The following is a 22,781-nucleotide window of genomic DNA, read 5'->3' as shown; positions in this document are numbered from 1 at the left end:
TTCCTGTTGGGTATAGAGAACTACTGCATGCGTTACAGCGATTTCAATGTCGATAGTCGTTCCTGTCGGCTGACGCCCGCCATTAACAGCGGCATCAGTAACAGTCCGATGCAGGCTGACGCCAGAGCCAGCAGCGTAAAAAATCCAGACCATCCATAGTGTTGCAGTATCTGCGCCAGAGGCCACCCCGCCAGCGCCGCGCCCAGATAGGCAAACAGGGCCAGAAAACCGGTCACGGTGCCTGCCGCATCTTTGTGGCTGTATTCCGTCGCCGCCAGTCCAATCAGCATTTGCGGGCCGAAAACGAAAAAACCGATGCTGAAGAAACACGCGGCCAACAGCGAAGCATGGTGTACGGGTGTCAGCCATAGGGCCGTCATCGTCACAAACAGTCCCAGCGCGAAAAGCAGGATCATGGGCGCGCGCTGGCCCCGAAATAACAAATCTGACCCCCAACCGGCGAACAACGCACCGATCAAGCCGCCCAGTTCAAACAGCGACAGCGTGGCATTGGCGCTGAGCAGGTTGAAACCGTGACTTTCCGCCAGCCAGATGTTTCCCCAGTCATTCAGTGCGATACGAATCAGGTACACCAGAATGTAGGAAACGCCCAATAACCAGATGGTCCGATTGCGCAGGATGGCATCCCGCAAAATCCGCCGCATCGGCATCGGGGGACTCTGCTGCTCCTGACGGATTTCCAGCGCGTCACGTCGCCACTGTCCGACGCTGGGTAGCCCTTGCTGTTGCGGCTTGTCACACAGCTGCCAGCACAGCCACAGCCCGATCAAAATACCGATAATGCCGGGCACCAGCAGCGCGGCCTGCCAGCCCCATTCGGAAGCCAGATAGCCCGCTAACAGAGGGACCGCGGCGCCGCCGATATTGATCGAGGTATTCCAGCATCCCCACCAGAAGCCGCGTTCATTACGCGAATACCAACTGGTCAGAAGCCTAGCGCAAGGGGGCCATCCCCATCCCTGAAAAAAACCGTTCAGCGCCCACACAATCAACAGTCCGGTGAGTGACTGACAGAACATGAACAAAATGTTCAATACGCCGGTAATCAACAGGCCGACGCCCATAAACCAGCGCACCTGACTGCGATCGCACACGATGCCCGAAATAAATTTGGACGCGCCGTAGCACAGATAGAACAGCGTGCCTAACAGGCCGATATCGCCTTTGCTCAGTCCCAGTTCCAATTGCATCACCGGCATGACAAAGTTGATGCTTTTACGCGTCAGATAAAACGCGGCATATCCGATCACCATCGAAATCAGCAGTCGCGGCCGCCAGTAACGATAACGCTGGCTGATTTGTGTCGGTGTAAGCTCGGTCGTGTGCATGGATACCTCAATCAGCGATGACGCAAGAGTAGGGAGATGTGTCTGAAAAAGGATGAGATAAGGTTTTAGGACACTAGGAAGAATTCCTAGTAATCAGTCCTTTTGTTTAAATTTTGTGGGTAAGTTAACAATTATGTGCGTGCCTTTTTGCAGCGAAGCGCTGGCTTTTGATTTTGCCAGCCAGTTTCCGCCTAAAGCACATACGCGCTCTTCAATCCCACGCAAACCAAAGCCTCCGCTATTACCGGGGCGAAGACCGATACCATCGTCAATGACTTCCAGCGTGAGTAAATCGCCTTGCTGATACAGCAGTACTTCGATGTTATTGGCGCAGGCATGCTTGTTGATGTTGTTAAGCAACTCCTGCACCATCCGGTAAAGCGTGAAGATGACCACATCGTCATCCGGCTGTTGAGGCAATCGATAGTCGAGATGAAAATTGATGCCCCGGGCGCTGAAGGCGAAATCGTCTGCCAGATGGTGCAGCGCCTTATCCAGTACCATTTCATTCAGAACGGGAGGGCGTAGCTGGCGTAAAAGCTGGCGGGTGGTGTGATGAATACGCAGCGAGAGATCGCTGATCTGTCCGGCCGCATTCTGGGCGGCCCCTTCAGGGGCGCTGTGTTTGACCAGCATGGCCTGAATCTGAATTGCCGTAATATTCTGTCCGATATCGTCATGCAGCTCGCGGGCAATGTCTTTTCTGACTTCTTCTTCGGTATGAATGATGCGCTCCATCAATCGGCGGCGGGTCTTCAATTCCTGTTCCAATTGTTGACGATAGCGTTGCAATCGTTGCGCCAGCTGTTGCTGACGGCTGATGGCAATCCCCAACCCGATTCCAAGCAGCGCCTGCGTGGACAAAAATAGCTCTAGCTCCCGCAGGTCGTTAAAAGCGCCGCTAACCTGACGCGTGACGGTAATCATCAGGCTACCCAGTACGGCGGATAATACCCCGCCTTGCCAGCCAAACTTGTAGGCCATAACCACGTTAGGCAGGAACACGAAGATAAGCAGCAGACGCTCCATGTCAGGCGTAAACGTCATTTGCAGGCAGACGCCGATCGAGAAGAACAGTGAGCACCAAATCAGCAATGAGGTGCGCAGCGGCGGATCCGGGATCTCCTGGGCCAGTAGCGTTTGCAGATGCTGTTGCTTGATATATTCATGGATTAAATAGATAAACGGAATGAGCAGCACGCCGCCGGTAAAGGTTGCCAGTAACGTTTGGGTTAATTGCGATTGCAGCCAGGGGCCGATAACGAGGCCGTGCAGCAGGGTATTTAGCGTCAAGGCGCTCAATAACAACAACAATCGCTGCCAGTAAAGCGTATAACGGTGCCAGATTTTCTGCGTCATAACGGCGGGAAGTAAACTCAGCCACGGCGATAGCAACAATAATGCACGCGTTTGAAGCTGTTCGTTCATTAACCAGCTTTGTATCGCGATTTCCGACAGTAGCAGCACCGGCCAGTATTTTCGCGGTAGCAGAATCATCAGCGCCAGCCGCAATCCTTGCGGTAATAGCAGCGTTGCCTGCTGGCCGTTATTGCTCAGATAGAAGCTGATTGTCCACAGCGCCAGCCAGCTCAGGCCATAGAAGAAAAGCAGGAACAGCATCATGCCTGTGGTACGCAGCCGGCGCATGGATCAGTTGCCTGCCAATAGCTGATGCTGCAAAGCGAAATGCACCAGTTCCACTGTCGTCTCACATTGTAATTTGCTGAGAATATTCGCGCGGTGTACGTGCACGGTTTTGTGACTCAGGGTAAGTTGCTCGGCAATACTTTTCACGCTGAGGCCGTTGATTAACATCGTGAAAACCTCTCGTTCGCGCGGCGTTAACGAGAGTAATTCTTTTGGCGGCTGTTGCTGGTGGCGAATAGCATGCAGGGCGTCCGCGCAAAGATATAAACCGCCACGACTGACTACGCGTACCGCCTGAACCAACTCTTCCGGACCGCAGCGTTTAGTGAGGTAGCCGCCTGCGCCGGCATCCAGCGCGCTCTGCACAAACGCGCTGGTATCATAAATGCTCAGAATAATGGCGTGGAAGCCGGGGCGCTGCTGACGCAGACGGCTCAATAAACTCAAACCGCTTTCATCCGGCATCGCGATATCAATCACCGCCACATCGACAGGCTGCTTGAGCAGATGCGGCCATGCCTGTGCCGCGGATGAATATTGCCCGATGATCTGAATGTCATTTTCTAATGTCAAAAGCTGTGCAAAGCCAGATCGGACAACGATGTGATCGTCTACCAGAGCCACATTAATCATGGTTTCGCCATGTAATATCAAGATTACTGAGAATAATAATGCTCAGTAACAGAGATACTCGCAATTGCAGAACATAAAAGTGGAACCGGGTTAACAAATATGGGCTACGGTTTGGTTTTTCAGGCCGCAATCTCGCTTCTGTGGGCATGAGAAAAATACCATTCGACGGTTTTCTTGATCAGCTCTTCCGTGGCGTCAATATAGTTCTCTGGCGCAGTCTGGATCTCGTTTTCCAGAATAAGCGGCAACTCAGTACAGCCGAGGATAATTTTTTCTACCCCGCTTTGCAGCAGCCGATCTTTTATTGGTGAAAGCATGTCATGGGCCGTGGCCAAATCGCCGGCTTTATAAGCATAAATGCTTTCCATCACCCGTGTTTGTTCCTCTTCCGTTGGAATATGGCAGTCGATTCCTTTTTCTGCGAGATTATTTTGATAAATACGCGCCGTGATGGTTGCGGTTGTTGCCAGTAATCCGACCTGAGATATTTTTCTATCCTGAATAACCTGACAGGCGGTATCAATAATACTGATCATCTCCACCTGCGTGTGTTGCTTTAATTCATTGAACCAATAATGAGCGGTATTACACGGAATAATAATGCATTCGGCGCCTGCGTTTTCCAATATTTTCATATATTGAATCATTTTTCCCAGCGGCGATGGGCTATGGTCAAGAATGCATTTTGTCCTGTCGGGAATATCCGGAATGGAAACGGCAATCGTCGGGATATGGTCCTGATCCCGGTAGGCCGGGGTGTTTTTAATCAGTTTTTGCATCGCATCAACGGTTGCACCCGGTCCCATACCACCCAGAATTCCTACCAGACTGTTCATGCTGTTTTGCTCCATAACGGTTTGAAACTGAAAGAATGGTCGCATATTGCCGGTATTTGTGAATTGCTAAATTCCCATCCCCTATGTATGTTTTGCATAGTGAATGGTATCTTTATGCTTTTCTTGGGTTAGGGCGATCGGTAGAATAAAATGGTGAGATATTATGCTTAATAATATTGAGACAAAGTGGCTTTATGATTTTATCGCGCTGGAGGAGTACCGTAGTTTTACCACCGCTGCCGAGAAAAGAAATATTTCACAGTCTTCATTCAGTCGGCGTATCCGTGCGTTGGAAACCGCCATCGGGTTCGATATTTTTGATCGCAGTTCTTCCCCGTTGCAATTAACCGAGCAGGGGCGTGTTTTTCACGCGCATATTCGCAATACACTGGACGATCTGGAATATCAGTTAAACAAGCTACATGGCGGCAGCCACTATAAAAATAAAATCATGATTGCCGCCGCGCATTCGCTGTCCGTCTTTCTTATGCCCGAGTTATTGAAAACCGTACCGGAGCCTCAGGAAAAGATATTTTATGTTGAATCGATTGATGTCGATGAAGCGGTATTAAACCTCAAAGAGGGGCGGAGCGACTTCATTTTCTCGTTCTATAACGAAGAGCTGATGTCTGAACCGTTTATGCATGAAAAAATACTGGAATCCCGGCTTTATCCGGTCTGCGCCCGTGGCAGCAACGGTGAACCGTTATTTGATATGCATGCGCCCTCTGTTCCCCTGCTGAATTATACCGATACCAGCTATATGGGGCGTCAGGTCAGCCGGTATTTATCCTCCGTGGACAGCGATCGGTTTACGGTGCATTTCGTTTCTTCAATGAGTGACTTGTTGAAGCGGATGACCAAAAGCGGTTATGGCATAGCGTGGCTGCCGGACTATTCCATCAAAGAAGAACTGGAAAGTCAGGAACTGGTGATTCTTGATAGGGGAGATGCCGTGATGAATATGGGCGTATACCTTTACCGTCTTGATGCCAGGCTGAATATGGCGTCGGAAAAGTTCTGGCGATATATAAAAGCGTTGCCGCGTTGACCGTGAAGATGACGACAAGTATTGCAGGAGCGTCGTGGTATTGTCGGCACTGGCGGCCATAGGGCCGCCAGATAGCCGTTCGACTTATCAGGTATTTTGAGTGGCCTGAACGTGTTCGTAGGCGATGTCGGGTTCTTCGCTTTCCTCTTCGTCGTCGTGAACGTCTTTTTCCAGACTTGCCACAACGGCGGTAGAGATACTGTTACCAATCACGTTGGTTGCAGTACGGCCCATATCGAGGAACTGGTCGATACCGATAATCAGCAGAATACCGGCTTCCGGCAGGCTGAACATCGGTAGCGTGGCCGCAACCACCACCACCGAAGCACGCGCCACACCGGCCATACCTTTACTGGTGATCATCAGGGTCAACAGAATCAGAATCTGCTGGGTCAGGCTCAGATCGATGTTGTAAGCCTGTGCGATAAACAGAATCGCAAAGGACTGATACATCATTGAACCGTCAAGGTTGAAAGAGTAGCCCAGCGGCAACACGAAGCTGGTGATTTTCTTCGGTACGCCGAATTTGGTCAATGCTTCCATGGTTTTCGGGTAGGCGGATTCACTGCTCGCGGTTGCGAATGCCAGCATGGTCGGTTCGCGAATCAGTTTTGCCAGTTTAACGATTGCCTTGCCCAGAAACGCATAGCCGACGGCGAACAGAGCCGTCCACAGCAGCGCCAGACCGAGGTAGAACTCGCCGATCAGTTTGCCGAAGTCGTAGATCAAACCCAGGCCCTGAGTGGTGATGGCGGATGCGATGGCAGCGAATACGGCGATAGGGGCCAGAGCCATAACGTAGTCGGTCACGCGGAACATCACTTTGGCCAGCTCTTCAATCATCGAAATGATGGTGGTCGCGTGCTTGTTTTGGTGTTTAACGTAGGCAAGGGCAGAGCCGAAGAACAGTGAGAAGACCAGAATCTGTAGAATTTCGTTGTTGGCCATCGCTTCCACGATACTTCTCGGGAAAATGTGGCTGATGAAATTCTTAAGCGTAAAGCCATCGGTGTTCAGGCCGGTGGTAACATGCGCCGCGGCGGCAGGAACTTCCAGATTCATGCCTGCGCCCGGCTGGAAGAAATTCGCCAGAACCATCCCGATGAGCAGCGAGAGGAAAGATGCGGTAACGAACCAGATCATCGCTTTCATACCGATACGGCCAACCGCGGAGGATTTCCCCATGCTTGCCAGGCCGGAAACCAGCGTTGCAAACACCAGCGGCGCAATGATCATCTTGATAAGACGAAGGAATATGTCCGTAACCATATTGAAGTAAGACGCGATTTCTTTTGCGCGTCCAGCATCCAGATATTGGTGGCATGCCCATCCAATGAATATACCTAATATGATAGCGACAGCTATCTGTATAACTAACTTCTGCCTTTGCATATAAACCTCATGTTGATGAATTCATTCAGACAACACAATATTATTGCAGCGCGACGAGCGGGTGGTTATAAATTGAACACACCTAACCCATCACCCTGAGCTGTTATTGAGGTGTTGTGTCTGCACGCTGATATTACAACGATTCTGACTTTTTACATTTTTTTTCTGTTGGTTGAAATGTAATTGTGAACTTCGTCATGCAAAAAATGAATATTAAGGCGTAATGCAATATGGAGAGGAACCGGGTGATTAGCATTAATGCTTATTTAAACAGACAGTTAAACAGTAGGTCAGATTGGCCGTCGGCACGGATATTCTGAAAATAATAATGTGCTGAATCTGTTTAACCGTACATATCGTAAACCGGCGTTTATTCATCGCGCTATGTTAAATACATCTGATTACTTTAATTTAATAACTGGTTTTCGTTTGAAGTGCTGGTGTTTTTATGAGCGTTTGTTGCCGTAATTTTATTCGATTAATATATTTCCTGTTTTTACTCATGCAGTTAATTTATCTGTGATCGCGTTCAGAGAAATATTTCATGAAATGGTTTTTGATTAATATTTATACCGGATTTGTAATTGGTTTGTTTCTGGTTTGTGAGCGTTTTTTGCGAGTGGTGATCGATAAGCAGATGTTTACCCTGTATGGACGTCAGGGTATTTCCCGTTTTTGACAACGGGCTATCACGCTATAAAATGATGGTTATTGGATAATAATATTTATCTTTTTTTTGCTAATTCTGCTGGTTAATGGCGATTCAGATCAAGCTATCGGCATGATGACATAGGATTTCAGCGCGTTAATCCTTACACTGTATATCCCCAGTAATTATGTTGATTTTAATTGCGGTGGTTATGGCGATACGACTGACAGATTCCCCATCACGGTTGTCGATTCTGTGGCAGGACGCCTTACTGAAGGTGTCACAAACTTTGCTGCAACAACGCAGTATCGAAGCATTGCTGCAAGTGTTGGATAGTTTGTCTTTTTCAGTCGTGCGATTCGGGCGCGTCAATCTGCTTCTGATCGATCCGCTTCGTAACCAAACCCTGCTTTATCGCTACGACCGTAGCGGGAACAAAACGATCTGTAGTGAAGAAACCATCCTGTTATTGGATGGGCCGGGCGGTGTCGTGTGGAACACCCATACGCCGTTGCATTGCAGCCGGGCGCATTTCCAGCGCGAATTCTCCCACCTGATGGGGCAACCGGCTTATGCCGGGCTCAGCGACTATTGCCAGTTTCCCCTGCTGGCGTCCCCCCAGCGTTCATTGGGCGGTGTCGAATTCATTAAAACAGACGGCAGCCTGTTTGATGACAGTGAAATAACTTTCTTTCAATCCCTTACCGACGTGATTACGCTGGCGCTGGAGCATATTGGCGAGCGGACGCTGGCACAGCGCGAGGAGGAGCGGCTACGCCATGAACGCGATCACTTCCGTATTCTGGTTGATGTGACGAATACCGTGATTTCCAAACTGGAGCTGAAGGCGCTGGCGCAGGAAGTTTCCAAAGAGATTCACCGTTTTTTCGGGATTGATTTTGTGGCGCTGACATTACGCGACAGCGATGACGACGATAAGACGCTTAAATATTACGCCACGCATTACCTTTCGGGACGCTCGCCGCAGTCAGGCGAAGGCACGCTCAGGCTGTCGGAAACGCGGGCGGAAGAAGTCATGAAGAACAATGATGTTCTGTTGATCGATCGCGACAATGATCTGAATTCGCCAGAACATGCGCGCTATCTGGCGCAGTGGTTTGACAGCGGATTGAAGCATGCCTGTCTGCTGCCGTTGGCGTTTGGCAATCGCGTGCTGGGCGTTTTGGAACTGGCGCACGGCAGTGATTTATCGGTCAGCAGTGCGGACATAAAATTGCTGCGGCAGATTGCGGCGCGCATTGCTATCGCTCTGGATAATGCGCTGGCCTACGAGCAGATCACCCGTTTGAAGGACAGTCTGATCCACGAGAATTTCTATCTGACGGAACAGCTCACTGAACGTACCCAAAGCGTGGGCGGTGAGGCATTCGGTGAAATTATTGGTCGTAGCGCGGCGATTCGTCAGGTGCTGGAACAGGTGGAAATGGTGGCCGTGAGCGATAGCACCGTTCTGATCCTCGGGGAGACGGGAACAGGAAAAGAGCTGATAGCCCGCGCGATCCACAACCTGAGCCTGCGCAATGCCCATCGTATGGTGAAGATGAATTGTGCGGCGATCCCGTCCGGTTTACTGGAGAGCGATCTGTTCGGTCATGAGAAAGGCGCTTTTACCGGGGCAACAAGCCAGCGTCAGGGGCGCTTTGAACTGGCGGATAAAAGTACGCTGTTTCTGGATGAAGTAGGGGATATTCCGCTGGAATTGCAGCCTAAACTGCTGCGTGTTTTGCAGGAACGGGAGATTGAACGCTTGGGCGGAAGCAAGGTGATTCCGGTGGATGTTCGCCTGATTGCGGCCACTAACCGTGACCTGAAACAGATGGTGGCCGATCGGGAATACCGCAGCGATCTGTATTATCGTCTGAATGTCTTCCCGATTGTGATCCCTCCGCTGCGTGAGCGGCCAGAGGATATTCCGCTGCTGGTGAAGTTTTTTACCCGCAAGATCGCGCGCCGTATGAACCGCACCATTGACAGTATTCCATCTGAAATGCTGCGTCAGTTGAGCAGACTCCCCTGGCCGGGCAATGTGCGCGAGCTGGAAAATGTGATTGAAAGGGCGGTGATCCTCACAAAAGGCACGACGTTGAATTTGCAGTTAGCTGAACTACAGCATCACTTTGCGCCATTGGAAACGCCGAAGCCTTCTCCTGTTGTCGCACCAGACGCGCCGATAGCGCCACCGGTAATGGAAGATGACGAAGAAGAGTCTGAACGTCAGCGCATTATCCGGGTGTTAAGGGAAACTAACGGCATCGTCGCCGGGCCGAAAGGTGCCGCCGCTAAACTGGGTTTGAAGCGTACAACCCTGCTATCGCGTATGCAGCGGATGGGCATTTCGGTTAAGGCGATTGAAGATATGGAGTGAAAGATGGCGGCCAGAAGCCTGGCCGCCGGGCAAGGTGAGTCTAGTTTACTTCTTCCGCAGTTCTGCGCAGACGCGCTTTCAATTCACTGTATTCCTGCTGCACATAATTTTCTGCCGCCTGCTGATCCTCGATGGCTTCCAGTTTGACGGCGCAATACTTGTATTCCGGCGTTTTGGAAATCGGATCGAGGTGATCCAGCGTCAGCTCGTTACAGGCGCCAATCCACCACTGGTAGGTCATGTAAACTGCGCCCTTATTGACCCGCTCACTGACGGAAACACGCGTAATGACTTTACCGCGCCGTGAGGAAACCCAGGTTAATTGCTGATCGCGCAGGCCTATCCGCTCGGCATCTTCCGGGTTGACCTGTACATAGCCGGGTTCATCAGCCAGCGTTTGCAAGGCGGTGCAGTTACCCGTCATCGAACGGCAGGAATAGTGTCCCACTTCGCGCACGGTACACAGCACCAGCGGATAGTTCTCATCCACCAGCTCCATCGGCGGTCGCCATTCGGTCGCGAACAGCAGGCCTTTGCCGCCAGGGCGGTCAAACTTGTTCCCTTCGTACAACCACGGTGTTCCCGGGCTGTCTTCCGTGGTGCACGGCCAGGGCACATAGCCCAATCCGGCCATTTTTTCGTAGGTTGCGCCGTAATACAGCGGGCAGAGATGACGAAGTTCGTCCCAGATTTCCTGCGTATTGTTGTAGTGCATCGGATAGCCGAGCGCGGTTGCCATCAGGCTGATGATTTCCCAGTCCGGCTTAACGTCGCCCTGTGGCTCAACCGCTTTGTAGAAACGCTGGAAGCCGCGGTCGGCGGCGGAATAGACCCCTTCGTGTTCCCCCCAGGAGGTGGCAGGCAAAATCACGTCGGCTACTGACGCGGTTTTGGTCATAAAAATGTCTTGCACAATCAGCAGTTCCAGCTCGTTGAAGGCTTGACGCATCATGGACAGATCCGGCTCGGTTTGCAGTGGATCTTCACCCATCACGTAGTTGGCTTTGATTTTGCCTTCTTTAATCTTGTGCGGCACATCGGTCAGGGAATAACCTATCTTGTCGGACAGGCTGGGGACGCCCCAGGCTTTGGCAAACTTGTCCAGAACCTCGTGGTCCGTCACTTTTTGATAACCGGGGTACACATTGGGCAGCGCGCCCATATCACAGGCCCCCTGCACGTTATTCTGACCGCGCACCGGACCGACACCCACGTTCGGACGACCCAAATTTCCCGTCAGCAACGCCAGACCGGACAGGCCTTTCACCACATCAACCCCCTGACCCCATTGGGTCACGCCCATGCCCCACAAAATGGTGGCGGAAGGCGCCGCGGAGTACATCCGCATGGCATCACGAATCAGCTGTGGCGACAAGCCGGTGATTTCTGCGACATATTCCGGCGTATATTTGGCGACGATCTGGCTATATTCCTCGAACCCTTCGGTATGGCGTGCCACATACTCCCTGTTGTAAAGGCCTTCATTAATCAGCACGTTGGCAAACGCGTTGACCAGCGCCATGTTGGAGCCATTGTTCAGCGGTAGCCACAGGTCGGCGATACGTGCGGTTTCAATGTGGCGAGGGTCGCACACAATGATTTTGGCGCCGCGCTCTTTGGCTTTCAGGATGCGGCGGGCCACGATGGGATGCGAATCGGCGGCGTTATAGCCAAAGACCAGAATACATTCGGTATGCTCGATTTCGCAGATGGAATTACTCATGGCCCCGTTACCCAGCGTCACCTGCAAGCCGGCGACCGAAGGACCGTGGCAGACGCGGGCGCAGCAGTCGACATTGTTATTGCCGGTTACGGCACGCGCGAACTTCTGCATCACATAGTTGGTTTCGTTACCCGGCCCGCGGGATGAGCCGGTATGCATGATAGCGTCGGCGCCGTATTTCTCTTTAATCGCTTTCAGGCGGGAACTGGCGAATTTGATGGCTTCATCCCAGGATACCGCCTCAAACGGCGCTCCTTTTTGGCGGCGAATCAGCGGTTGTTTCAGCCGCGGGGTCAGTAGCTTGGTGTCGTTCAGAAAATCCCAGCCGTAATAGCCTTTGAGGCACAGTTCACCTTCGTTGGTAACGCCGTTGGCCCCCTCTGCGCCAACCACTTTGCCGTTTTCAACCAGCAGGTTGATTTTGCAGCCTGACCCGCAATAAGGACAGACGGTGATCACTTTATGCATGATGATTCTTCTCCTTCAGCGTACCGTACGGCACCGTTCAGAACTGCATTCCTGCGGCTTCATCAAGCGCCGCACGCCGTTGTTTTCGTTGGATCATGGCCTGAATATCATCACGGCTGATCATGTATAGTGCTTTGGTTGGACAAACCTCAATGCAGGCCGGACCGGCGGCTCGTCCCGCGCAAAGGTCGCATTTCTGCGCCTCGGCTTTGATACAGTTACCCAGTCCCTGATAATGGCTGATACGGGCGACCGGTTTACTGATCACGGTCATGGCGCCGTAAGGACAGGCGACGACGCAGGTTTTACAGCCGATGCATTTTTCCTGCTGTATCTGAATATAGTCATCGGCATGAATGATGGCGCCATTCGGGCAAACGTTGGCGCAAGGCGCGTCTTCACACTGACGGCATTGAATGGGGGTGCTGATGTTCAGCCCTTTAACGACGCTGAGGCGCGGCGAAAAGTGTTCCGGGGATAACGAGGCCGTCTTCCCGTCGCTGTGGGCCAGCACACAAGCAATTTCGCAAGTGCGACAGCCAATACATTTCCTGGGGTCTGCAATAACGAACCGATTCATGACATCGTCTCCGACCTGGGCTCAGATGAAAAACAGTGGTGTCGAAATAATCGTGTAGTGACACCTCGCCCTATATAAAGCAGGGTTTATGCCAGGAAAAGAAAGGTTATTTTAACTGATTGAATATTAAAAATATTTATGCGATTTAATCAGCGAATTGCGATGGATGTGTCAATGGTGACGATGGTAACAAGCAAAGGGTCGGCAGATTTGACGACGTTATCTGGCTCAACTTTTTTTTGTAAGAACGCAATAAATTCATCACGAAACGGGGGGAGATCTCTCACCTTCGGCCGTTAGTGTCTATACTTTATTTCAATAACTGGACTTATACCCGCCATCTTTCAAATTGCCGCGTTCCTGCATCTTGAAATCTATTGGGTATCGATAAAAACAGGGAAGGCTCTCACGCTGTGAGTATTAATGAGCTTTTGAAACCTCTCCAATTTTCTTTTTATCGGTATCTGAATCAGGGATCCCGGAACGTCTGGGTATTCACGTTTGCTCCACGAATGTGAAACGCCAGGGCGATACAGTAGCAATGATCAAAAAAATAAATACTTTCCAGAGATCGGTCTGGTATGCAATGTATTTAATAAATTCATGGGGTGTATTATGAGTTTTCTAAAAGATATTAGCATAAGAATTATGGTGCTAATTATTATTGCTTTTCTGTTGATTATTTGGGGCGTGGTGGTAGGTTTTAATTTTTACTCGCTTAATCAGGTTGCAAATTTACTTGATAAAAGTGAAATCCAAAAGAAAACTTATGCACAGCTGGTTTATGGAAATGAGCAATATTTTCAATCGATTAGTCGATTGGAGCGGGTGGAAGATTATTTCCAGAATGACGATCCGGAAAATGCCAGAAAAACACTGGCAACAGCGCAGGTTGCTATAAAAAACGTTCATGATGCGCTGGAGAATTTTAAATCGTCAGAACATATCGGCGTGGCGCGCTCGACGGTCGATTCCCTCAATAATACCTGGACGTCGTTAGTGACGTCGGTGATTGAGCCGATGAATAGCGCATTACAGCGTAATGATATTGCCGCCTTTCGTCAGCTATTCCGTTCGGTTTATCCCCAAATCAATCAAACTTTTGGCGACGAGGTAAAGCGATACACCGATGAAATGGCCGCATCATCGCTGATTCCGCTGGTGAACAATCACAACCGAAATAATCAAAACATGCTGATTGCCGCCATGATTATTGGTCTCTTGCTCCTGCTGTTTACCGAATTCTATCTGAAAAGCTATCTGGTTAGGCCGATTGGCGTACTGAAGTCGCATTTGGCGCAGTTGACCGCGGGGCGACTGGGAGTTGAATTAGTCGAATTCGGTCAGAACTGTGCCGGGAGGTTAATACCGGATATCAAACGGTTGCAGAAAAGTTTGCGTGATACGGTAACGGTTATTCGTCAGGGAGCGACGGAAATCAGTTTGGGAACCTCGCATATCAAGGAGGGGAATGACAACCTCTCCAGCCGTACTGAACAACAGGCTGCGGCGCTACAGCAAACGGCTGCCAGCATGGAACAGATCAGCTCCACCGTGAAGCAAACCACGGAACATGTTCATCATGCCCGTAAGCTGGCGCAGAATGCGGCGGATATCGCGCAGAAGGGCGGCAGGATCAGTAGTAACGTGATGGAAACCATGGAAAATATCAGCGCCAGTTCGCACCAGATTTCAGACATCACGACCGTTATCAACGGTATTGCGTTCCAGACCAATATTCTGGCGCTCAATGCGGCGGTCGAGGCCGCCCGTGCGGGTGAGCAGGGCCGGGGGTTTGCGGTGGTCGCGGGTGAAGTGCGTACTCTGGCGCAGCGTAGTGCGCAGGCGGCGAAAGAGATAGAGGATCTGATTGCGGAGTCGGTGTCCCGGGTTGCCGCGGGGGCGGAGCAGGTGAAACAGTCTGGTGAGGCAACCACCTCGATTATTGATGCCATTTCCCATGTGAACGATCTGATTGCTGAAATTGCCGCCGCGACTGATGAGCAAAGCAGAGGCATTACCCAGATTAGCCAGGCCGTTCACGAAATGGATAGCGTCACGCAGCAGAACGCGGCGCTGGTGGTTGAAGCGGCAGAAGCGGCGGCGCAACTGGATGTCCAAACCGATGAACTTTCCGCCGCGGTGGATGTTTTCCACCTTGAGGGCGATAGCGCGACCCCGCCATTACGTTCTTCGCTCGCCGCGACGCTGACGCAGCCCGCGATAGTGAGTAACCATGTCGTGAATAACCATGTCGTGAGTAATAATGCCGTAAGTAACCATGCCCCCTTGCTATCTGCCGGTGGCCGGCATCACGATAATTGGGAGAAGTTCTGACCGCGCAGCGGCCCCGATTGAGCACCGTCTGGGCCGCTACAACACCTGCAAGCCGCCGTTTCCCTGCCAGTCTCCCAAACGGTGATAAAGCCGCTCCACCGCCTGTTCGACTTCTGCGCTAAGCGGAAAATAGAACGCCACCAGCGCAGGCTGGATACCAATAAAAATCACCTCGGGAATGTCTTCCTTTAGCTGATCGATCAGGAAATTCAGCGGCAGATTGTGAGTGTTCATCAGCATATCTTCCGCAATACGCTGTGGATCGACGATGCGGATTTCACCGGGGGCCAGCCCCATGTCAGTGGCATCGACGACCAATAGCCGTTTGGGGCACCGCGCGCGCAGCGTATGTACTGCATTTTCGGGAATGGCGCCACCGTCAATGACCGACCATCCCGCCACCGGTTGTTGTGTCATTCGTTCGGCTAATAATGGCCCGGCACCGTCGTCGCCCATCATGCTGTTTCCGACGGTCAACACGATATTTTCACTACGGCATTCAATTTCAGTCATCAATACGTTTCACCATGACATAGAGTGCGGTTTCCCGCTCAATGGCGCTCAGATACTCCAGCAGCGTTTGCGTCCATGCCACATAGCGATCCTGTTCAACGGAGAGGGAGCCGAACGCGTGGCCCAGCAGTTTGGTATGGCTGTTATCGATGGTGATTTCACCGAATTTCATCAGGCCCGCCATTTTTCGCTGCGCCTCTCCTTCAGGAAGTTGCGCTATCCAGCGCTGATAGTCGGCCTGCGGACAGATGAGTATCTTTTTCAGACAATCGATAACGCCAACGTGATGGCCGATAGCCAGTGAGTAATACATCACCTGCTGGGCCTGTTCCGGCATACTATTTTGGGCGTCAGACGTATCTTTGGTGTCGAGAAACTTCTGGCTCAGTGCATAAAAAATAACCTGTGCGCTCATTGTTACCGTTCTCCCCGCACTAACGATAGATAGATTTGCTGTAACTGCCCGACAATCTCATTCAGACGTGGATCGTTATGCTCTTGCAGCCAACTGGCGATGCGCCGATCCAACCCGTCCAGCGGCTGATTTTCCAACCGGGCCAGAAACGCATCGCTGATTTCCCGACCCTGACGATATCCCGCCATGCGCCGGGCCTCCCGCTCCAGCAGGATACGCAGATCCAACGGTACGTCAGGATGAATTAAAGCGGCTTGTTCGTTCCCGCTCTGATGATGGTCGCTGCCGTGCAGTTTCTGCTCCAGCAACCCGAGTGCGACGGCAAAACCGTAAATGGTGGCGCCCGGCGTCGGCGGGCAGCCGGGAATGTAGACATCAATCGGCACGATGGTGTCGCTGCCGCCCCAGACGCAATACAGGTCATGGAAGATCCCGCCGCCGCAGCCACAGGCGCCATAGGAGATACAAATTTTCGGATCGGGTGCTGATTCGTAAGCTCGCAGCGCGGGCGTACGCATCGCGCGGGTGACGGCGCCGGTAAACAGCAGAATATCGGCGTGACGTGGCGATGCGACGACTTTGATGCCAAAACGTTCTGCATCAAACAGCGGCGTAATGGCGGCGAAGATTTCGATTTCGCAACCGTTGCAACCACCGCAGTCGACGCGGTAAACGTAAGCGGAACGCTGAATGTCCTTCAGCAGCGTTTTCTTGAGTTTTTGCGTCTGTTCATCCAGCGCAATAGGGGTGGTGCGGTAGTGATCGACGCCGGTAGGCAGGGTGCTCATGATTTGCTCCCTTTCAACGAGATGGGGGATCGGCTGGCCGCCGGAGAAAGATGCTGGCTCAGCATGACATTGCCCCGGTGGTTCATATTCTGTTTACGTTTGCATTCCGGGCAGGTTTCAAAGTGGGAACGTTGTGATTCCATTTCCTCCGCGGACAGACCCGACTGCATCAGCAGCGCCATGGCGTATTCCACCTCTTTTTTCGGCGCGAACGGGCGGTGGCAGACGCGGCAGTCCAGCAGGGTAAAGGTGGCTCGCTGGTAGAGATCGGCCTTGCTGCTGACGGCCATCTCGAACTCCGACGACAGCACGATGGCGCGCGTCGGGCAGACTTCCTCGCAGCGCCCGCAGAAAATGCAGCGCCCCAGAAACAGCTGCCAGGTTCGGGTGCCGCTGACGATGTCGGTTTCCATGGTCAACGCATTGGCCGGGCAGGCCATGGTGCAGGCGGCGCACGCGATACACTGTTTGGCGTCGTACTGTGGCTTGCCGCGAAACCCCGCTGAGACCTCCAGCGGTTTGAACGGGTATTTCACCGTACTGTTGCCCGCCTGGAGGATGGTTTTAAACAGTTTCAGCATGATTCATCCCTCTACTTAAGCGGCGAGTGGGTACGTTCCAGACCGTAACGTTCCATTTCTTTATAGGGCACCGTGGTGACTTTCTGTTTGCGTATGTCGATCAGCGTGACCCGATCGGTACAGGAGTAACAGGGGTCAAGACTGCCGATGATCAGCGGCGCGTCGGAAACGGTGTTGCCGCGCAGCATATAGCGCAGCACCGGCCAGTTGGCGTAGGTAGCGGCACGACAGCGCCAGCGGAACAGCTTTTGATTATCGCCGGTCATACTCCAGTGCACGTCTTCGCCGCGCGGCGCTTCGCAAAAGCCCAGCGCGAACTTGTGTGGCTGGTAGGTGAAATGTTCGTTAAGCAGCGGCCCTTCCGGTAGGTTGTCCAGACCGTATTCAATCATCGCCAGTGAGGTGAATACTTCCCGCACCCGCACCAGCACCCGCGAGTACACGTCGCCCGCATCCAGATGATGCAGTTCCATCGGCAGATCCAGATAACCGGCATACGGATGATCGATGCGCATATCCCGTTTGAAGCCGCTGGCGCGGATCATCGGGCCGACCGGGCTGTAATCGCGGGCGACTTTCTTATCAAGAATGCCGATGCCCTGCGTGCGTTGCAGCATATTCGGGGTGCTGAGCAGCATGTCGGAAAGCTGGGTGATATCGGCGCGCATCTCCTTAATCAGCTTGATGGTTTTCAACCGGTCGTCTTTCAGGATATCGCGGCGGATACCGCCAATCAGGTTGAGTCCGTAGGTTTTACGCGCGCCGGTCAGCATCTCGGCGATGGTCATCGATTTCTCGCGAATGCGGAAGAATTGCATGAAGCCGGTATCGAAGCCCACAAAGTGGCTGGAGAGCCCGATATTCAGCAGATGGCTGTGCAGGCGTTCCACTTCCAGCAACACGCTGCGGATACTGTGCGCCCGCGCAGGCACCACGATCCCCAGCGAATTTTCAATCGAAGAGGTGTAAGCCACGCTGTGGGTAAAACCGCAGATGCCGCACACCCGGTCTGACAGGAACGTGACTTCGTTGTAGCCCATGCGCGTTTCCGCCAGCTTTTCCATACCGCGATGGACGTAGAACAGCCGATAGTCCGCATCGATAATCTGTTCTCCATCGACAAACAGACGAAAATGGCCGGGTTCGTCAGACGTAATATGCAAGGGGCCGATTGGCACCACGCGGGCTTCACCGCTGCCTTCGTTAATGAACGAGTAGGACTCTTCTTCGCGGGTTGGCGCGGGGCGCTGGCGGTAGTCCATGGCGTCTTTACGCAGCGGATAGAGATCGTCCGGCCAGTCGTCCGGCAGCACCAGACGACGCTCGTCGGGCAGGCCAACCGGGATCAAACCATACATATCGCGGACTTCGCGCTCTCCCCAAACGGCGGCCGGTACGCGAGGCGTCACTGACGGGAATTCCGGGTTATCCGCATTAACCAACGCTTTGACAATGACCCAGCACTTTTCTCCCGCCTCCATCGACAGAACGTAATAGATGGCGAAACAGCCGTTCAGTGAGCGTTCATCGTTGCCAAACAGTACGGATAACCAGCCGCCTTGCTGGTAGTAAAGGAATTCGACGACTTCCGGCAGCGTATTCAGTTTCACCGTCAGAGTAAGCTGATTATGCGTTTGCCATGCTTCTTCCAGTATGGCAGCCGGAAATTTCTGCCTGACCTGCGCGGCATAGCCTGCGCCAAGTTTATCAGCAGGAGAAATCTGGCTGGAAACAGCGGGTTCATTAATCACGGTACATCTCCTGACGGGAAGGGGTTAACGACAAATGCTCTGCCAATGGCGTAAGGCGGTTATCCGGGGGGACGTTCTGTACCACGGTGGTGGCGTTTTCCAGCAGTTGGATCACCGGCTGCGGAATATGCGTTCCCATCACCAACATGAGCACTAACAGCAGCACCATCGGCGCGGTGGTCAGTATGCCCAGTTCCCCCTTGCTGACCGCTTCCGGGCTGCTGCCCAGCACCGTACCGGCAACCATGCGCACCAATCCGGCCAGCACGATGGTCAGCAGGATCAGCAGTGTGATGACCAGCCAGACGTATCCGGCGCTAATGCCGGCGCTGACCGTCATAAACTCACTGAGGAAAATGTTGAAAGGCGGCATCCCGCCAAGCGCCAACGCGCCACCGGCCAGCAGGGCGCCGGTGAGCGGCGTAACGCGCATGATGCCCTTCACTGCGTCCATGTCGCGCGTACCGTATTTCAGCAGTACGTTGCCGGAGCCGCAGAACAACAGCGTTTTTGCCAGACTGTGATTCAGGGTATGCAGCAGAGCAGCGAGGATCCCCAGCGGTCCGCCGATCCCCAGCGCGACGGCGATCAGGCCCATATTTTCCACGCTTGAATAGGCCAGCAGGCGTTTCATATCGCGCTGCACCAGGATCAGGAACGCGGCGACCGCTACCGACAACATGCCGAATACCAGCAGCAGATGGCGCGGAAATTCGGAACCGATGGCGGCGCTGACGATGATGTAGTACCGCACAATCACCAATAGCGCGCAGTTGAGCAGTACGGCGGAGAGCAATGCACTCGTCGGGCTGGGGGCTTCGCTGTGGGCATCCGGCAGCCAGGCGTGCATCGGGAATAATCCGGTTTTGGTGCCAAAGCCGATCAGGATGAAGATAAACGCCAGATGCATCAGGGTGCCGTCCAGCTCACCCGCGTGTTTCAACACCTCCGTCCAGAAAATAGCGTTGCCCGGCTCCGCCATGACGCTGGCCGCATTGGCGTACACCAGCACCGTGCCGTATAGCCCGAATGCCACGCCGACGGTACAGATAATGATGTATTTCCAGGCCGCTTCCAGTGAAGAACGCTGTCCGTACAGCCCGACCAGAAAAGCGGAACTCAACGTGGTGGCTTCGATAGCGGCCCACATCAGAATCAGGTTATTGCTGGTAATCACCAACAGCATGGTGAAGAGAAAGAGATGGAAAAAACCGTAGTAATAACACAGCGTCGTGAGCGTGATTTCACCGCCGTTCACTTCGTGGCGCATATAACCGATCGAGTAAATACCGGTGATGAAGCCAATCACGCCGAGGATCGCCAGAAACAGGGCGCTCAGGCTGTCGAGATGCAGCCAGTCGTGCATCGCCAGCATTTCGCCATCCTGATACACCTGCCATACCAGCGACAGGGACGCGACCAGCAGGGCGGTAATGCCGAGCAGGTGGATCGCGCTTACCAGTGTGTAGGAGCGATCGCCCGCCAATCGGCAGAGAAAGGCCAGCAGCGAGGTAATGAACGGCGTTGCAAGCAGGATGAGAAACAAATCGGTATTGGTCATGTCATTCACCCTTTCAGCGCCGTCAGTTGCCGTACGTCCAGCGTGTGGAGCGTCCGGTAGATTTTACGGGCCATCAGCGCCATCACGATCACCGCGAAAATCGCATCGGTCGCAATGCCGATTTCCACCAGTTCCGGCGCGCGGTTCGCCAGCAGGGCCAGCGTCAGGTGCGCGCCGTTTTCCATCAGGCAATAGCCGAAAACCTGTTTGAGGATGTTGCGTTGCGTCACGATGCACAGCAGGCCGATCATGAAGTGACCGAGCGATACGGCCAGCGCGGGTTTCAGCGCGCTGACCATCGGCAGTGTTACCGGTTCAACCACGAAGTAGCACAGCACCACAATCAACGTCGCCAGTAGCAGGATGACCACCGGGCTGACCACGCCGCCATCTGCCAGCGGATCATCCAGTTTGCGGAATGCCCGGTACATAATGACCGGGACCAGCACCACTTTGGTGATGAACGCACTCACCGACCACAGATACAGCTCATGTGCTTGTAACAGATCGGCCAGCGAGACGAAAATCAGCACCAGAACCAGCGACTGCGCGGCGTATAACCAGGCGGAGAGCGTGGGGCGACGGGCGGCGATCACCAACAGAGAGGTAATGATCAGCAGCCCGGCCAGATTATTAACTACCAAAGATCCCGTCATCATTCATCCTTAGCTCAGCCAGACGGCGGCAATAACGCTTGAACAGACTGACATGACAATCAGCACGATGAGTACACTCTGCATAGCCCAGGGCACGGGCGTGGCGGCGGCGATTTCTTCGGACGGCTCTCCCGGCACGGTGCGACCGAACCAGTAGAGGAACCAGGCAAAACTGGCGACCGATTCAATCAGCGTGATAATGAGCAGAGGCAACAGCCAGACGTATTCCCGTGACAGCGAGAAACCGGCGGCAAACAGAGGGAACTTGCTGAAGAAACCGTTAAACGGCGGTACGCCGGTAATCGCCAGGGCGGCGACGCAAAAGCCGACCCCCAGCAGCGGTAGTTTCCGTATCATGCCTTTCAGCTTCGGCAGCATACGGGTTCCGCAACTGTAGCTGAGCGCGCCCGCCACCAGGAAAAACAGGCTCTTGGCGAAAGCATGGTTGAAGATGTAAGCCACGCCGGCATCAAATGCCATACGCGAGCCGAATATCGCCAGCGACAGGGCAAAGAAAATGTAGGAAAGCTGGGTAATGGTGGAGTAGGCCAGCAACCGCTTCATGTCTTTTTGCGGCAGATACATGATAAAGCCATAAATCAGCGTGATGGTCGCCATCACGATGCCGACATAACCAATGATGTGCGGCACCTGTTCTGCCGATAAAATCGCGCGGGCAAAAATATAGACCCCGACTTTCACCATTGACGCCGCGTGCAGATAAGCACTGACGGGGGTTGGCGCTTCCATCGCATCCGGCAACCACATGTGTAGTGGCAGCTGGGCGGATTTCCCCCATGCGGCGAACAGGATGCCGCCGAATACGATGATCTTGCCATCGGTATCCAGCTGCGACAGGGCGCTCAGCGCGAAAGTGCCGGTATTCACAAACAGCCAGGCTGCCGCCAGATACAGCCCAATGGAGGCAACGTGGGTGATCAGTAAGGCTTTCAGCGCCGAACGCAGGGATTTCGGTGTCTGATAATAGCCGATTAACGCCCAGGAACAGCCGCCGGTAATTTCGAAGAACAGCAGTTGCCCGAGCAGGGTGGATGACAGCGTTAACCCGGCCATCGCGCCGATAAACACCAGCAGAAACGCGTAATAACGGTTAGTGCCTTCATGCGGATGTTCACGGTTGCCCAACGTCAGATAGCCGGTTGAATAAATGCTGACCAACAAACCGAGAAAGACAACGGCAAAGCCAATCAGCAGGCTGAGTCTGTCGAACTGAAACCCGAACAGATCGGCCTGACCATAGCGGTACAAGGTGTAGACCACATCGATTTTGCCGCTGGCGAAATAATCACCGGCCAGCCACCCCATGCCAAGCGTCGCCAGCAGGGAAAACAGGCAGCACAACCACTTGGCCTGCCGTTGCGGCAGGGCGGCGATCAACAATGCGCCAATGAATGGCAGCAGGATGGTCGCAAGGGCAACATTCTTTATGATAAACGTCTCCATG

Annotated in this window: 19 protein-coding genes; 4 read left to right on the top strand and 15 right to left on the bottom strand. The window is 53.1% G+C overall.

Translation table 11 applies throughout. From position 1 onward, the window contains the following. Nucleotides 1–32 precede the first annotated feature (32 nt). The 4 genes from uhpC to cuyB form a co-directional block, all read right to left on the bottom strand. Entirely contained in the window at nucleotides 33–1,349 is a 1,317-nt protein-coding gene (gene uhpC, locus B4923_RS06245; protein WP_109053503.1) for an MFS transporter family glucose-6-phosphate receptor UhpC, read from the bottom strand. Nucleotides 1,350–1,442: 93 nt separating this feature from the next. Further along, on the bottom strand, nucleotides 1,443–2,996 hold the full coding sequence (locus B4923_RS06240; RefSeq protein WP_109053502.1) for an MASE1 domain-containing sensor histidine kinase: 1,554 nt from the start codon (nucleotides 2,994–2,996) through the stop codon (nucleotides 1,443–1,445). Between the two features lie 3 nt (nucleotides 2,997–2,999). Next, nucleotides 3,000–3,629, bottom strand: coding sequence for a response regulator transcription factor (locus B4923_RS06235; protein ID WP_109053501.1), 630 nt, complete (start codon nucleotides 3,627–3,629; stop codon nucleotides 3,000–3,002). Between the two features lie 119 nt (nucleotides 3,630–3,748). After that, a complete protein-coding gene (gene cuyB / locus B4923_RS06230) occupies nucleotides 3,749–4,465 on the bottom strand; it encodes a cysteate racemase (RefSeq protein ID WP_109053500.1) in 717 nt (238 codons plus the stop codon). A gap of 163 nt (nucleotides 4,466–4,628) precedes the next feature. Here cuyB and hypT point away from each other — a divergent pair, with 163 nt between their 5' ends. Next, a complete protein-coding gene (hypT, locus tag B4923_RS06225) occupies nucleotides 4,629–5,516 on the top strand; it encodes a hypochlorite stress DNA-binding transcriptional regulator HypT (protein WP_109053499.1) in 888 nt (295 codons plus the stop codon). Nucleotides 5,517–5,603: 87 nt separating this feature from the next. Here the strand turns inward: hypT and B4923_RS06220 are convergent, their stop codons facing one another. Beyond that, complete coding sequence (locus B4923_RS06220) at nucleotides 5,604–6,908, bottom strand: dicarboxylate/amino acid:cation symporter (RefSeq protein WP_109053498.1); 1,305 nt, start codon at nucleotides 6,906–6,908, stop codon at nucleotides 5,604–5,606. A gap of 544 nt (nucleotides 6,909–7,452) precedes the next feature. Between B4923_RS06220 and B4923_RS21205 the strand changes: the two genes are divergently transcribed. Together B4923_RS21205 and flhA are read left to right on the top strand one after the other, a co-directional pair. Next, nucleotides 7,453–7,587 (top strand): hypothetical protein, encoded by a 135-nt coding sequence (locus tag B4923_RS21205; RefSeq protein ID WP_281261832.1) that lies wholly within the window; start codon nucleotides 7,453–7,455, stop codon nucleotides 7,585–7,587. Between the two features lie 181 nt (nucleotides 7,588–7,768). Then, nucleotides 7,769–9,943, top strand: a complete 2,175-nt coding sequence (flhA, locus tag B4923_RS06215; protein WP_109053712.1) for a formate hydrogenlyase transcriptional activator FlhA — start codon at nucleotides 7,769–7,771, stop codon at nucleotides 9,941–9,943. Between the two features lie 40 nt (nucleotides 9,944–9,983). On the opposite strand, the gene fdhF is transcribed toward flhA, so the two are convergent. Then, on the bottom strand, nucleotides 9,984–12,134 hold the full coding sequence (gene fdhF / locus B4923_RS06210; protein ID WP_109053497.1) for a formate dehydrogenase subunit alpha: 2,151 nt from the start codon (nucleotides 12,132–12,134) through the stop codon (nucleotides 9,984–9,986). 37 nt (nucleotides 12,135–12,171) lie between these two features. Next, entirely contained in the window at nucleotides 12,172–12,714 is a 543-nt protein-coding gene (locus B4923_RS06205; protein WP_109053496.1) for a 4Fe-4S binding protein, read from the bottom strand. A gap of 615 nt (nucleotides 12,715–13,329) precedes the next feature. Between B4923_RS06205 and B4923_RS06200 the strand changes: the two genes are divergently transcribed. Next, nucleotides 13,330–15,051, top strand: a complete 1,722-nt coding sequence (locus B4923_RS06200; protein WP_109053495.1) for a methyl-accepting chemotaxis protein — start codon at nucleotides 13,330–13,332, stop codon at nucleotides 15,049–15,051. Nucleotides 15,052–15,087: 36 nt separating this feature from the next. On the opposite strand, the gene hycI is transcribed toward B4923_RS06200, so the two are convergent. Genes hycI through B4923_RS06160 form a run of 8 tightly spaced genes read right to left on the bottom strand, consistent with a single transcriptional unit; the run spans nucleotide 15,088 to nucleotide 22,780 of the window. Continuing rightward, nucleotides 15,088–15,564, bottom strand: coding sequence for a hydrogenase maturation peptidase HycI (gene hycI / locus B4923_RS06195; protein WP_109053494.1), 477 nt, complete (start codon nucleotides 15,562–15,564; stop codon nucleotides 15,088–15,090). Further along, nucleotides 15,557–15,979, bottom strand: a complete 423-nt coding sequence (locus tag B4923_RS06190) for a formate hydrogenlyase maturation HycH family protein (RefSeq protein WP_109053493.1) — start codon at nucleotides 15,977–15,979, stop codon at nucleotides 15,557–15,559. Before B4923_RS06190 ends, hycI begins: the two co-directional genes overlap by 8 nt. A gap of 2 nt (nucleotides 15,980–15,981) precedes the next feature. Continuing rightward, nucleotides 15,982–16,767 carry an NADH-quinone oxidoreductase subunit B family protein gene (locus tag B4923_RS06185; protein WP_109053492.1) on the bottom strand — a complete coding sequence of 262 codons (786 nt, stop codon included), beginning with the start codon at nucleotides 16,765–16,767 and terminating at the stop codon, nucleotides 15,982–15,984. Further along, nucleotides 16,764–17,348 carry a hydrogenase 4 subunit H gene (hyfH, locus tag B4923_RS06180; protein ID WP_109053491.1) on the bottom strand — a complete coding sequence of 195 codons (585 nt, stop codon included), beginning with the start codon at nucleotides 17,346–17,348 and terminating at the stop codon, nucleotides 16,764–16,766. Before hyfH ends, B4923_RS06185 begins: the two co-directional genes overlap by 4 nt. Nucleotides 17,349–17,359: 11 nt before the next feature. Further along, nucleotides 17,360–19,099 carry a hydrogenase large subunit gene (locus B4923_RS06175; RefSeq protein WP_281261831.1) on the bottom strand — a complete coding sequence of 580 codons (1,740 nt, stop codon included), beginning with the start codon at nucleotides 19,097–19,099 and terminating at the stop codon, nucleotides 17,360–17,362. Then, the gene (locus B4923_RS06170) at nucleotides 19,092–20,660 is read right to left on the bottom strand and encodes a hydrogenase 4 subunit F (protein ID WP_109053490.1); all 1,569 of its coding nucleotides are present in this window, start codon (nucleotides 20,658–20,660) and stop codon (nucleotides 19,092–19,094) included. The genes B4923_RS06175 and B4923_RS06170 overlap by 8 nt, the downstream gene beginning before the upstream one ends. A 5-nt stretch (nucleotides 20,661–20,665) precedes the next feature. Beyond that, on the bottom strand, nucleotides 20,666–21,316 hold the full coding sequence (gene hyfE, locus B4923_RS06165; RefSeq protein WP_109053489.1) for a hydrogenase 4 membrane subunit: 651 nt from the start codon (nucleotides 21,314–21,316) through the stop codon (nucleotides 20,666–20,668). A gap of 9 nt (nucleotides 21,317–21,325) precedes the next feature. Further along, nucleotides 21,326–22,780: a hydrogenase 4 subunit D gene (locus tag B4923_RS06160; RefSeq protein ID WP_109053488.1), complete on the bottom strand. Its 1,455-nt coding sequence runs from the start codon at nucleotides 22,778–22,780 to the stop codon at nucleotides 21,326–21,328. Between the last annotated feature and the right edge of the window lies 1 nt (nucleotide 22,781).

This window comes from Brenneria roseae subsp. americana (genome assembly GCF_003115815.1).
Taxonomy (GTDB): domain Bacteria; phylum Pseudomonadota; class Gammaproteobacteria; order Enterobacterales; family Enterobacteriaceae; genus Brenneria; species Brenneria roseae.
The sequence above is the reverse complement of the archived record's forward strand: the minus strand, read 5'-3'. Positions and strand labels throughout refer to the sequence as shown.

Bases quoted from the DNA above. Each gene is read 5' to 3' on its own strand.
- uhpC (WP_109053503.1), bottom strand. From the start codon at position 1,349: ATGCACACGACCGAGCTTACACCGACACAAATCAGCCAGCGTTATCGT.
- B4923_RS06240 (WP_109053502.1), bottom strand. From the start codon at position 2,996: ATGCGCCGGCTGCGTACCACAGGCATGATGCTGTTCCTGCTTTTCTTC.
- B4923_RS06235 (WP_109053501.1), bottom strand. From the start codon at position 3,629: ATGATTAATGTGGCTCTGGTAGACGATCACATCGTTGTCCGATCTGGC.
- cuyB (WP_109053500.1), bottom strand. From the start codon at position 4,465: ATGAACAGTCTGGTAGGAATTCTGGGTGGTATGGGACCGGGTGCAACC.
- hypT (WP_109053499.1), top strand. From the start codon at position 4,629: ATGCTTAATAATATTGAGACAAAGTGGCTTTATGATTTTATCGCGCTG.
- B4923_RS06220 (WP_109053498.1), bottom strand. From the start codon at position 6,908: ATGCAAAGGCAGAAGTTAGTTATACAGATAGCTGTCGCTATCATATTA.
- B4923_RS21205 (WP_281261832.1), top strand. From the start codon at position 7,453: ATGAAATGGTTTTTGATTAATATTTATACCGGATTTGTAATTGGTTTG.
- flhA (WP_109053712.1), top strand. From the start codon at position 7,769: ATGGCGATACGACTGACAGATTCCCCATCACGGTTGTCGATTCTGTGG.
- fdhF (WP_109053497.1), bottom strand. From the start codon at position 12,134: ATGCATAAAGTGATCACCGTCTGTCCTTATTGCGGGTCAGGCTGCAAA.
- B4923_RS06205 (WP_109053496.1), bottom strand. From the start codon at position 12,714: ATGAATCGGTTCGTTATTGCAGACCCCAGGAAATGTATTGGCTGTCGC.
- B4923_RS06200 (WP_109053495.1), top strand. From the start codon at position 13,330: ATGAGTTTTCTAAAAGATATTAGCATAAGAATTATGGTGCTAATTATT.
- hycI (WP_109053494.1), bottom strand. From the start codon at position 15,564: ATGACTGAAATTGAATGCCGTAGTGAAAATATCGTGTTGACCGTCGGA.
- B4923_RS06190 (WP_109053493.1), bottom strand. From the start codon at position 15,979: ATGAGCGCACAGGTTATTTTTTATGCACTGAGCCAGAAGTTTCTCGAC.
- B4923_RS06185 (WP_109053492.1), bottom strand. From the start codon at position 16,767: ATGAGCACCCTGCCTACCGGCGTCGATCACTACCGCACCACCCCTATT.
- hyfH (WP_109053491.1), bottom strand. From the start codon at position 17,348: ATGCTGAAACTGTTTAAAACCATCCTCCAGGCGGGCAACAGTACGGTG.
- B4923_RS06170 (WP_109053490.1), bottom strand. From the start codon at position 20,660: ATGACCAATACCGATTTGTTTCTCATCCTGCTTGCAACGCCGTTCATT.
- hyfE (WP_109053489.1), bottom strand. From the start codon at position 21,316: ATGACGGGATCTTTGGTAGTTAATAATCTGGCCGGGCTGCTGATCATT.
- B4923_RS06160 (WP_109053488.1), bottom strand. From the start codon at position 22,780: ATGGAGACGTTTATCATAAAGAATGTTGCCCTTGCGACCATCCTGCTG.